At 41.2% G+C, this 12,746-nt stretch carries 8 protein-coding genes; 3 read left to right on the forward strand and 5 right to left on the reverse strand.

Annotated elements, in window-relative coordinates; all coding sequences use genetic code 11:
• Nucleotides 1-14: 14 nt before the first annotated feature.
• Nucleotides 15-2,033, forward strand: coding sequence for a S9 family peptidase (locus tag BW139_RS13580; RefSeq protein ID WP_076920022.1), 2,019 nt, complete (start codon nucleotides 15-17; stop codon nucleotides 2,031-2,033).
• Nucleotides 2,034-3,038: 1,005 nt separating this feature from the next.
• On the opposite strand, the gene BW139_RS13585 is transcribed toward BW139_RS13580, so the two are convergent.
• Complete coding sequence (locus tag BW139_RS13585; protein ID WP_008110760.1) at nucleotides 3,039-4,640, reverse strand: isocitrate lyase; 1,602 nt, start codon at nucleotides 4,638-4,640, stop codon at nucleotides 3,039-3,041.
• Between the two features lie 237 nt (nucleotides 4,641-4,877).
• On the opposite strand from BW139_RS13585, the gene BW139_RS13590 reads away from it, so the two are divergent.
• Nucleotides 4,878-7,055, forward strand: coding sequence for a malate synthase G (locus tag BW139_RS13590; protein ID WP_076920023.1), 2,178 nt, complete (start codon nucleotides 4,878-4,880; stop codon nucleotides 7,053-7,055).
• 91 nt (nucleotides 7,056-7,146) lie between these two features.
• On the opposite strand, the gene BW139_RS13595 is transcribed toward BW139_RS13590, so the two are convergent.
• From BW139_RS13595 to BW139_RS13610, 4 genes are all read right to left on the reverse strand, one after another.
• On the reverse strand, nucleotides 7,147-7,872 hold the full coding sequence (locus tag BW139_RS13595) for a YebC/PmpR family DNA-binding transcriptional regulator (RefSeq protein WP_008110762.1): 726 nt from the start codon (nucleotides 7,870-7,872) through the stop codon (nucleotides 7,147-7,149).
• 418 nt (nucleotides 7,873-8,290) lie between these two features.
• On the reverse strand, nucleotides 8,291-8,908 hold the full coding sequence (locus tag BW139_RS13600; RefSeq protein WP_076920024.1) for an HAD family hydrolase: 618 nt from the start codon (nucleotides 8,906-8,908) through the stop codon (nucleotides 8,291-8,293).
• A gap of 238 nt (nucleotides 8,909-9,146) precedes the next feature.
• Nucleotides 9,147-9,641 carry a DUF6702 family protein gene (locus BW139_RS13605; RefSeq protein WP_008110764.1) on the reverse strand — a complete coding sequence of 165 codons (495 nt, stop codon included), beginning with the start codon at nucleotides 9,639-9,641 and terminating at the stop codon, nucleotides 9,147-9,149.
• Nucleotides 9,642-9,643: 2 nt separating this feature from the next.
• Nucleotides 9,644-12,088, reverse strand: a complete 2,445-nt coding sequence (locus BW139_RS13610) for a M1 family metallopeptidase (RefSeq protein ID WP_076920025.1) — start codon at nucleotides 12,086-12,088, stop codon at nucleotides 9,644-9,646.
• Between the two features lie 415 nt (nucleotides 12,089-12,503).
• On the opposite strand from BW139_RS13610, the gene BW139_RS13615 reads away from it, so the two are divergent.
• Nucleotides 12,504-12,740 carry a hypothetical protein gene (locus BW139_RS13615; protein WP_076920026.1) on the forward strand — a complete coding sequence of 79 codons (237 nt, stop codon included), beginning with the start codon at nucleotides 12,504-12,506 and terminating at the stop codon, nucleotides 12,738-12,740.
• Nucleotides 12,741-12,746 lie beyond the last annotated feature (6 nt).

The raw sequence follows: 12,746 nt of genomic DNA on the forward strand, positions 1-12,746 counted from the left end.
AACAGGGATAAACAATGAAAACGCTTTTAGCTATGAGCCTTATACTAGGTAGCAGCCACTTGGCCGTTGCCAATACCGATACATTGCAACTTCAAGATATATTCAACTTAGAATATGCCAATCAAATAGATATTACTGACGACGGTAAAACAGTGTATTTTGTCCGCAACCGCATGGATATTAAAACCGATCGCAAAGTCGGTAATATTTGGTCTGTTGATTACAGCACAGGACAACTACAGCCCTTAACATCTGGTGTATTTATGGACTACTCGCCAGTGTTGTCACCCGATGGACAGCGCCTTGCATTCATCTCTAACAGAGATGGCAGTAATCAAATATACATGAAGTGGCTTAAAACGGGTGCTGTGGCAAAAATTAGTAACCTTACTAATGCACCTCGCTCAATCACTTGGTCACCTAATTCTAAACAACTGGTGTTTAGTATGTTTGTTCCTGAAATAAGCTCACCACCTGTCAGTTTACCAGGTAAACCTAAAGGCGCTAGCTGGGCAGACCCTGCTAAATTTATTGACAATGTTTACTACCGTGCAGATGGCAGTGGTTATAGTCAAAAAGGATTTAATCAGCTATTTACTCTTAATGCGAATGGCGGCAATGCACAACAACTCACTACCGATAACTTTGATTATAATGGCGGTGTAAGCTTTAGTAAAAACGGCGAATCACTTTATTTTTCAGCCAATAGACACGCTGAACATGCACTCAAGCCAACCAATAGTGAAGTGTACCAGCTTAATTTAAACACGTTAGAGATCACCCCACTGACCGACCGTAATGGGCCAGATCAACAACCTCAGGTCTCACCTAACGGTCAGTACCTTGCTTATACTGGCTACGATGACAAGCGCACTAACTATGAAAATACTCAGCTTTATATTCGTGATTTAAAAACCGGTGATACCCAAAGTCTGACTCCCGATTTCGATCGCAGCGTTGGCCAAATACAATGGAGCGCAAATTCAAAAGGCCTCTATTTTAGCTATGCTGATGAAGGCCAAACCGCACTCGCTTATCAACCTCGAAGTGGTAAACGTAAGGTGATTACCGAACAAATAGGTAGCGTGGCGTTTGGGCGTCCTTATTCTGGTGGTGATTTTGATATTAGTGAAAATGGTGATATTGCATTTACCTTGGCTGATACCCAGCGCCCTGCTGATGTAGCTACAATAAAACGTGGCAAAGTACAGCGTTTAACCGATTTAAACTCAGATGCACTACAAACTAAACAGCTCGCCAAGGTTGAAGAGCTATGGTTAAAATCAAGCCACGACGAGTTACCAATACAAGGCTGGGTTGCTTACCCACCGGGTTTTGATAAATCAAAAAAATACCCACTGGTGCTTGAAATCCACGGTGGTCCTGTTGCTAACTATGGCCCTCACTTTAGTGCCGAAGTACAACTATTTGCTGCCAAAGGAAATGTTGTTTTATACATGAACCCGCGAGGCAGTGACTCGTACGGTAAAGAGTTTGCGCAAACTATTCATCATAATTACCCAAGCAATGATTACGATGATTTAATGACAGGCGTTGACGCGCTAATCGATAAAGGTTTTATTGATGAGTCTAAGTTGTTCGTTACCGGTGGTTCTGGCGGCGGTGTATTAACCGCGTGGATTGTAGGCCATACGGATCGCTTTGCTGCAGCTGTGGTTGCAAAACCAGTGATTAATTGGATCAGCTTTGTACTAACTGCCGACTTCTATCCATTTTTTGCCGATTATTGGTTTCCAGGTAAACCTTGGGACCATATTGAGCATTATATGAAGCGCTCACCAATCAGTTATGTTGGCAATGTTAAAACCCCTACCATGCTACTGACTGGTGAAGCAGACTACCGTACGCCAATTTCAGAAACTGAGCAGTTTTATCAAGCCTTAAAATTGCAGGGGGTTGATACCGCGATGGTGCGCATTCCAAACGCTTCACATGGTATTACTGCCCGTCCATCAAATTTAATGACCAAAGTGGCATATATTCAATGGTGGTTTGATAAGCATTCGAAATAAAACGTCGAATTATGAGTGACGAGCTATATAAGCTCGTTTCTCGAAGCTCGAAGCTCGAAGCTCGAAGCTCGAAGCTCGAAGCTCGAAGCTCACAAGTGTAAACCCCCTTTACAGCAATAATGTGAGTAATCCCTTACATACTTAAACTAAATATCGGACTTAGTTTCAAGCTGAGTTGGTAAAAATTCGGTTTATACTAACTCAGCTCCTTTGAGTTAGTAAAAAATCGGTTTGAGTCACTGTTTATAAGCCCTCAGTTAGTAAAAAAATGTTTTATAAGCTGCAACAGTTAGTAAAAAATCGGTTTATTACTTTATAAACCCCAGTTAAAAATCTTTAAATTAAGCGTTTATATAGTCAAATTAAGGGTTAGAAAGGCAAATCTACCCTTAATAATGAAGATAATGGCTGTTTTCAACCTGGTTAGTTAAAACCTGATCTGCTTTTTGAACTAGCTAGTTAAATCGTGATCTGCTTTTAATAGCTTAGGGTCTGTTGACCTTTGCGGATTAAAATTTGCTCAAACTAGGGGCGGTTTAATCGCGGCGCGAGGTTTGTAACCTAGTGGGCTAAGTAAAAACCGAGCAACAAAGAGTAAATCGCCCCTAGGCAGAACCCTTCGGGCAGCGCCTGTTTGGCATTGATGCTGCGTTATCGCCTATTTATGGGGAAGAACCACACCACATAGGCTCTGCCTTGCCTAACTACCAAACAGACTGCTGCAAATTTAACCTTGAAAGGTCAACAGACCCTAGTTAAACTCTGATCTATATGTGGTAAAAAGCGGTTAATTTATTGTGCTTACACGTGTCAAAGCGTAATCAACATAAAGCCCTCACAGCCAAGCATAAACATCCTTTAAATTTAATTTACACTTTTAACCTGCACTGCAGTGAAAACTCTCACTAACCAAGTAGCTAGTAAAATACTGATCTATTAAATTTTGCCTTTATGCAGACATAAAAAAAGGGCCTTGCGGCCCTTAAGTAACACTATCTAGTTGAATTAGAATTGGTTCATGGTGTTAGCTTCACCACCGGCTTTAAGTGCATTCTCACCAGAGAAGTACTCTTTGTGCGTATCGCCAATGTTTGAGCCTGCAAGGTCTTGGTGCTTAACTGACGCTTGCTCACGACGGATTTCTTGACGTTGTACGTCACGTACATAAGCCAGCATACCTAAGTCACCGAAGTAACCTTCAGATAGAATATCTGTGCTTAGTGCCGCTGTATGGTACGTTGGCAATGTGATTAGGTGATGGAAAATACCAGCTTCACGTGCGCCATCGCGTTGGAAGTTTTGTACTAATAAGTCTGCAGCTGCAGCAAGCTCTGTTGCATCCATTTCTGGAGCCATAAGCGCTTTGTTATCATCAATACTTGGGTAAGCGCTAAGGTCACGACCTGCTTCTTGCCACTCTTGGTATACTTGCTCACGGAACTTAAGCGTCCAGTTGAACGACGGTGAGTTGTTGTATACTAATTTAGCATCTGGAACTTGTTCTTTAACGCGATTTACCAGCTCTGCAATTTGTTTTACGTGTGGTTTTTCTGTTTCAATCCACAGTAAATCAGCGCCTGACTGTAAGCTAGTTACACAATCTAGTACTACGCGGTCTTTCTCAGTGCCTTCGCGGAACTGGTATAAACCGTTATCTAGGCGTGTAGGCTTACAAAGTTGGCCATTAAGCTTCATTGCCGTTTCGCCTTCATTTAAATCTTCAACGCTGTTTACCGGTGTTGTTTCTAAAAATGCATTGTATTGGCTTGCTAAGTCACCTGGTTTTTGTGAAACCGGTACTTTTTGCGTTAGGCTTGCACCTAGTGAATCGGTACGTGCAACGATAATGCCGTTATCAATACCTAGCTCTAGGAACGCGTAACGTACTGCGTTAATTTTAGCTAAAAAGTCTTCATGAGGAACGGTAACTTTACCTGCTTGGTGACCACATTGCTTAGCATCTGATACTTGGTTTTCGATTTGGATAGCACAAGCACCCGCTTCAATCATCTTTTTAGCAAGTAGGTAAGTCGCTTCTTCGTTACCAAAACCTGCATCAATATCAGCAATGATTGGCACAACGTGCGTTTCAAAGTTATCAATTTTATTAAGCACGGCTTGAACGTCGCCGCCGTTTGCTTTTGCATCGTCTAGCTCATTGAATAAATGGTCAAGTTCACGTGCATCAGCTTGCTTTAAGAAAGTGTAGATTTCTTCGATAAGTGCTGGTACTGATGTTTTTTCGTGCATACTTTGATCTGGAAGTGGGCCAAACTCAGAGCGAAGCGCTGCAACCATCCAGCCACTTAGGTATACGTAGCTGCGTTTAGTTGTTTTTTGGTGACGCTTAATTGCCATCATCATTTGTTGCGCAGTAAAACCATGCCAACAACCTAAAGACTGCGTGTACTGGCTTGTGTCTTTGTCGTATGCCGCCATGTCTTCACGCATAATGTCAGCAGTAAATTGTGCAATATCAACACCAGAGCGAAAACGGTTTTGTAAACGCATGCGAGTTGCGTATTCAGGATTAATAGTTTTCCATGCACTGCCTTGTGATTGGCATAGTGTTGCTAGTGTATCTGTTTCACCTTGATATGTTGTCATAATAAAGTCCTTCGAACGGGTATTAATATTTATTGTTGAGAGAGTGACTACATTGCGTTAGCTCTGTAGCGCTTAATTAAACATTAGGCTTATTTTTTAGATTTAGTAAATTTATAGTTGTTATTGCGGCTATACATATAGTGAATGGTTAAAAAGCACTCAAAGCGACTTTTTTGCGATATGGTAAGTGTACGCATATAAAAATGCACTCTGTCGGACCGTTTAAGGATTTTAATTATGAGCCACACTCTCACCCACTCTGGACTCAGCGTTGATAAGCAACTAGCTGAATTTGTTAAAAAACAACTATTACCTGGTACCCATCTAGACGAACACCAGTTTTGGAAAAGCTTTGCTCATATAGTGCAAACACTTACTCCGCTGAACAAGTCGCTACTCGCTAAACGTGAACAATTACAAAAGCAGATTGATGACTACCATGTTGCTAATAAAAACGGTGATCAAGCCCAGTACCAAGCGTTTTTAAAAGACATTGGCTATTTAGTTGATGAACCTGAAGACTTTAATATTGAAACCCAGAATGTAGAGCCAGAAATAGCATTGACTGCAGGGCCACAGTTAGTGGTACCGGTTAGTAATGCCCGTTTTGCTTTAAATGCTGCTAATGCACGTTGGGGTTCACTTTACGATGCACTATACGGCACAGACGTACTCAGTGAAGACGATGGTGCAGAGAAAGGGACTCAATACAACCCAGTGCGCGGCTTTAAAGTAATGGCTTACGCCAGACAGTTTTTAGATAAAGCGCTACCGCTTGAAAATGGCTCGCACATCGAAAGCACTAATTATTCAATTGTGGATGGCGCACTTGCTATTACATTACGCGACAGCTCGCACACTACGCTTAAAAACCCTGAACAACTCGTTGGCTATCAAGGTGAGGCACAAAACCCAAGTGTTATTTTACTTAAAAACAATGGATTACATGTTGAGCTGCAAATAGATCATCACCACCCTATTGGCCAAGCTGATAAAGCAGGGCTAAAAGATGTGGTACTTGAAGCGGCGCTGACCACTATTATGGACTGTGAAGACTCCGTTGCTGCAGTGGATGCCGAAGATAAAGTGCAAGTGTACAAAAACTGGTTAGGCTTAATGCAAGGTAACTTAGTTGAAACGTTTAGAAAAGGCGACAAAATGGTCGACCGTACGTTACAAGCCGATCGCCAATACACAGGTCTTGATGGCCAAAAACTGACCCTAAAAGGGCGCAGTATGATGTTTGTGCGTAACGTTGGGCATTTAATGACAAACCCTGCCATTACCGATGTAAGTGGTAATGATGTGTTTGAAGGCATCATGGATGCCATGTTCACCGCAACAGCCGCACTGCACGATTTAAACACTAAAAATGCCATTCAAAACTCAACTGCACAAAGTATTAATATTGTAAAACCAAAAATGCATGGCCCTGATGAAGTGGCATTTGCTAACACTTTATTTGGTATGGTTGAAGAGGCACTAAGCTTGCCGAAAAACACCCTTAAAATGGGCATTATGGACGAGGAGCGTCGTACTTCTGCTAACCTAAAAGCCTGTATTCATGCAGCTAAAGAGCGCGTTGTATTTATTAACACCGGCTTTTTAGACCGCACCGGTGATGAAATACACACCTCTATGCAAGCGGGTATTGTACTGCCTAAAGCCGCTATTAAAGCACAGCCTTGGATCAGCGCTTATGAAGATCGTAACGTCGATATTGGCCTAGCCTGTGGCTTAAGCCACAAAGCACAAATTGGTAAAGGTATGTGGGCAATGCCCGATAAAATGGCGATGATGATGGAGCAAAAAGTTGCCCACCCTCAGTCAGGTGCAAATACGGCTTGGGTGCCCTCTCCTACTGCCGCTACATTACACGCAATGCACTATCATGATGTTGATGTATTTAGCCTGCAGCAAAGCATTGCCACGCGCCAAATAGCAAGCCTAGAAAGCTTGCTAACACCACCGCTAATGACAACCCCAGAAACACTATCAAAAGAAGATATTCAAAGTGAGCTTGAGAACAACGCGCAAGGCATTTTAGGTTACGTAGTACGCTGGATTGACCAAGGAATAGGCTGTTCTAAAGTGCCTGACATTAACCATATTGGCTTAATGGAAGATAGAGCGACCTTACGTATTTCAAGTCAGCATATCGCCAACTGGCTGCATCACGGCGTGTGCAGTAAAGAGCAAGTGCAAAATGTAATGGCAAAAATGGCTAAGGTTGTTGATGGCCAAAATGAGCATGATAGCCTTTACAGCCCTATGGCTACTAATGAGCAAACACTGGCTAAAAGTGTTGCTTATCAAGCCGCTATGGCACTAGTATTTGAAGGCGTTAGCCAACCTAGCGGTTATACTGAGCCGCTACTGCACAGCTACCGCTTAAAATATAAAGCACAGCACTAACTTAAAACTTAACCTAAAAACAAAAAAATCAGCTTTACTAAGCTGATTTTTTATAACGGCTGTGAATAATCACTATTCAAATCACTACGAATTAATTTTTAATGGTCGCGTTGTGATAAACATTTTGTACGTCATCGCAATCTTCAAGCATATTGATAAATTTATCAAAGTTGGCAATCACTTCTTCATCAGTAATTTCAACATGCACTTGTGGTACAAAGGTAATCTCATCAATTTCAAAGTTAATGCCTTCAAATGCTTCTTCTAATGCCGTTTTAGCTTTAAAGTACTCAGTATGCGGTGCAAACACCGACACTTTGCCATCTTCGGCTTCTACATCAGTAACATCAACATCAGCCATCATCAGGGCTTCTAACACCACTTCATCGTCGTCGCCTGCAAACCCTAAAACAGCGAGGTGATCAAACATATGAGCAACACAACCAGGTGTGCCTATTTTTGAATCTGTTTTAGTAAACGGTAAGCGCACATCTTTAATTGTACGATTAGGGTTGTCAGTTAAACAGTCAACAATCACCATACAATTACCCGGGCCGTAACCTTCGTAACGAGCGGTTGAGTAATCTTCCCCTGCCCCACCGGCTGCTTTTTCAATTGCTTTTTCGATTACGTGCGCGGGAACTTGGTCTTTTTTGGCTTTTTCAATTAAGCGGCGCAATGTTTGATTTACATCCGGGTCGGGTTCACCACTTTTGGCTGCAACGTAAATTTCTTTACCATACTTCGAATTTACTTTAGTTTTTGCGTTGGCTGTTTTAGCCATCGAACTTTTGCGGACTTCAAATGCTCTGCCCATCTTGTGCCTCTATTGAATACGTTCTGTTTTCGATATTTTACCAATTCAAAGCGTATTGGGCTAGTGGTTCAACATGCTATGCTAAGTAAAAGCAGCTGGGTATTAATTTAAATAATACCCGTTATGCTATTAAATAAATACAACAAAGCTCAATTTAACATAATCAGGGTCTGTTAATCTTTGCGGATTGCTATTTGTTCAAACTAGGGGCAATTTAATCGCGGCGCGAAGTTTGTAACCTAGTGGGCTAAGTCAAAACCGAGCAACAAAGAGTTAATTGCCCCTAGGCAGAACCCTCCGGGCAACGCCTGTTTGGCATTGATGCTGCGTTATCGCCTATTTATGGGGAATACCACACCACATAGGCTCTGCCTTGCCTAAATACCAAACAGACTGCTGCAAATTCAACCTTGAAAGGTCAACAGACCCTCACTTTTTCAGCGTAATTATCTACCAAAGATACTAACTCATCAAACGCATGAATAACAAAGTCGGCTTGTTCGGCATACGCGGGGGTCACATCAGGTGCATACAAACAGGCTCGCATTTTTGCATTATGGGCCGCTTGTATATCATATAAATAATCACCAACGTAAATAACATTATCAACGGGCATTGACCAATGGCTTGCAATAGTTAATAAAGCACTTGGATCGGGTTTAGCCGGTGCGTCTGTTCGGGTGAGTACCATTTCAATTGGCAACGGATTGTGTTGTAGCTTTAGTGTGGCCGCTTTATCAAAATTACGGGTCACAATAGCCATGGGGATATTTTTAGCTTGCAGAGCGTTGACAGCTGCAACAACGCCGGGTAAAAACGTCGCCGTTTGCGCGTCGAGTAGCTCATGCTGATGAACTATATTCATTGCTTCTTCACGCATGTAGGGCGAGGGCAATTGCTCTATATATTCAAGTAGGTCTAGCTCTGCAGGACAACCTACTTGGGCTTTTATTAATGAAAAGTTTAATTCTGATGATACTAAGGTTCCGTCTAAATCAAAAATAACACCTTTGATTGCCTCAATTTGCGTTTTCATTTCATTCCTTGCGCTAAATAATTAGCTCATTTTGCTGGGTTTGCTTTACATAAAAGAGTATATCAATAAACGTATTGGAAAGAGCTCAGTCCATTGCACTCCCAGTATAGCTCATTTGATAACACAATAGCTTGGGTTTGAATAATATCTGTTGTAATGGTTTTACGATGAAGTAAATTAACTCGATCAGCTAATCTTTGGTAAAAAAGTGCGCACCTTATAAAAGATGCGCGGTGGGTTAGTTAGTTTCAAATCGCGCTTCAAGCCATGTATCGTCTTGGCTAAAGTTTAACGTTTTAACTTGTCCTCGCCCTTCAACATTTACCATATTGACTTGCGCAGGCCATAAATCGCGAAGTGCGCCATTACTCATTCTAACGCCTTCAATCTCATCGGGGATCGTTGCTTCTTGGTATACCCAAAAGAACTTACCATCCACTTGTGCACCCACATAATTAAGCGTAAGTGGCTCACCCACTAAGGTTTGCAAAGCAACATGAGACTCAACATATTTAGCAAAGCGTTTTTGGTCACGCTTGTTATTTATGATATCCACTTTGCCTTTAAATAAGTTGCCAACAGCATGCTCTGTGTCATGTAAGTAAAAACGATGCATCAATTCAATATTGTGCGTGCGCTGATTAAATAACACCGTGGTAACGGATGATTTTAATTGATGCGCCATACTCGGCGCAGCAATTAAAAAACAAGCAATAATAAGCAAAAAGCGCATTATTATTGGTCCTCGCCGTTATTTTTTTCGTCTTTTGGCTCGTCTTTTTTTAGCTCAGTTTTAATATCTTGCATGATATCACGGCTTACTTTTGCCTTACTCTTTTCACGTTTGTACACTTCAATACGTGAAGGAATAATACGACGTGGGTAGTGATTATTTTCTACATTCACATCCGCTGTTTCCCAACCTGGATCAACCGTTACTGAGGTGAGCGGTTTGTTTTTGTCGGTAATAATCAGCTTTTGTACATTTTTGTGGTTACGACGCCAAATTTCTGCGGGAATGTAACGCTCTTCTTTAGTACCATCTTCATAAGTTAGCTCTAAAAGAATCGGCATCACTAGACCGCCCAAGTTTGAAAACTCCATAACATAGTAGTTTTTGTCTTCTTCTAGCGCGCGATCGAGTGTTTTACGCTCCCACGGTTTTAAGCCTTTTAAAAACTTGTTGTACGCATTACGTTCTTTATTGGTAACCGTAAAGCGATCGTTTTCGTCATAAAAGTCGGTCACATCTGGGTTTTTCTCAACCCAGGTTTTTTTACCTTCAGCACGATTACGCTCAACAAATAATGAGCTTGGCTTATTCGCTTCAATATCACGTAAACGTTTAAAGTCGATATCAGGGTTTTTGGTGTCTAACCGTAATTGATATACTTTATCAAGCGAGATATCAACATGGTCTGTGGTGTAAAACCAACCACGCCAGAACCAATCTAAATCAACGCCTGACGCTTCTTCCATAGTACGGAAAAAATCAGCTGGAGTAGGGCGCTTATATTTCCAGCGCTGTGCATATTCTTTAAACGCAAAATCAAATAATTCACGACCTAGAATAACTTCACGTAAAATATTTAATGCTGCAGCTGGTTTAGTGTAGGCATTAGGGCCTAAACGAAGCACACTGTCTGATTGCGTCATAATAGGCACTTGAGTTTCAGACTTCATGTACGCCACAATGTCACGAGGCTCAACACCCCAAGGAATGGTTGGATCCCATTCACGTCCAGCAACACCATCTAAAAAGCTATTTAAGCCTTCATCCATCCAAGTCCATTGGCGCTCATCTGAGTTTACAATCATAGGGAAATAAATATGCCCCACTTCATGAATAACAACGCCGATTAAAAAGCGTTTTTCTGCTTGAGAATAAGTACGTGTACCATCATCTTGTAAGTCTGTTCGTGGACCATTAAAGGTGATCATTGGGTATTCCATCCCCCCTACTGGACCATTAACTGACTGTGCAGTTGGGTAAGGGTAGTCAAATGAATATTTCGAATACACTTCCATGGTATGCACCACAGATTCAGTTGAGTACTTCTTCCATAAATCGCCACCTTCTTTAGGGAAAAACGACATCGCCATAACCAGTGGTTGCTCATTCCCACCTTGTTGGTAACCTTTAGCATCCCACATAAATTTACGTGACGACGCCCATGCAAAATCACGGACATTCTCTGCTTTAAAATGCCACGTTTTTGTTTTGTCTGTACCGGCTTTTTCGTTTTCGAGTGCTTCTTCTTCAGTAACTACAAATACCGGGCGCTTTGCTGTTTCAGCTTCTTTTAAACGCATGCGTTGAGTACTGGTTAAAACTGAGCTTGGGTTATCAAGCTTACCGGTTGCCGATACAATATGATCCGCTGGAACCGTAATTTCAACGTCGTAGTCGCCAAATTCCAAGGTGAATTCACCGCTACCTAGAAATGGCTTGTTGGTCCATGCTTCGTAATCAGTATACGCAGCTAAACGAGGGAACCACTGTGCCACTAGGAAAATATCGTTACCGTCTTCTTCAAAGTGCTCATAACCTGCACGTGCACCTACCGCATCTTCTTCAACCAAGTTAAACGCGAAGTCCATGCTAAACTCAACATCTTTACCTGGTTTAAGTGGCGTGTTTAAGTCTATACGCATTAGAGTATCAACAACCGTTACGCGTAGCGCTTTACCATCTTCATCTTTAATATTGCTAATGGTGTAACCCAGCTCATTGTCGTTCATAAACTGCTGACGACGTAAATCACCTAAGCTTAATTTAGCAGGCTTAGCATCCGGTTCGTTTTGTAGGGTACTTTTAAAAGTTTGCGTGGTTTCTGCAATCGAGTCATTTTTAAAAATGTTTTGATCAAGCTGTAGCCATAAATATTTAAGCGTATGCGGTGAGTTATTTTTATATTCAATTGTTTGACTCCCCGTTAAACGACGCTTTTGCTCATCAAGCTTTACATCAATATCGTAATCAACCCGTTGTTGCCAGTAATTTTCTGCCGGTGCACCTGCGGCACTACGGTAAACATTAGGGGTAGGCAAAGCTTCATCTAGTTGACGAAACTTATCAACATAGCTGCCTTTAGTTTGTTCAACAGATGAGGCCATCACAGAGCTCGCCATTGCCAAAGGCAATACAAACGCACTCAATGTAAATAAATTTTTCTTCATTGTTAATCCTGATCGATTTTAGTGACGCTACTGTGACAAATTTACAGCTAAGCTTCAATAAAATAGCGATAAAACCCTGCTTTTACAGGGTGATATTCCCCATCTTTATGTAAATACTATTTATAGTGTTTCATACCATAAAAAAGAACGGACATTTCGTCAGAAATTTAATAAAAAACAAAAGCAATTAATACGCTAAACAAAACTGTAAAGGGGGTTTACATATCACTAAAAGTAGAGATAAAACGAAAAAACACAGCTATTTTCATTAAAAATACTAAATAACACAGTTTTAGGTTGATCTTTACTATGGTTTGTAATTAGAATCGCCCACTTTTTTAATTTGAGGGTACTTTTTTAGTGTTTCTCTCAAATATTTTTTGTTCTAACTAGTCGTATTAAGTGTGGTGAGTTTATGGATTTTTATGTCCTAAAAAAGCAGCAAAAACTAATTGCAATACCAGCAGACGTGCAAAATTGTAAGCAGTATATTAACTCAGGCTACCTGTATATTGATAAAGTGGCTGCTTGTAATGAAACTAATGCACTGGAAGTATTACATGCTAAAAAAGCGAAAGCATTAAAGTGGCCTTTAACAATCGCCCTTGCTGCTTTACCCGTTATTTTTATTGCTTGGTATATTTTAAGCTAAAGCGAT

The sequence above is a fragment of the Pseudoalteromonas sp. SK18 genome, assembly GCF_001974855.1.
GTDB lineage: Bacteria > Pseudomonadota > Gammaproteobacteria > Enterobacterales > Alteromonadaceae > Pseudoalteromonas.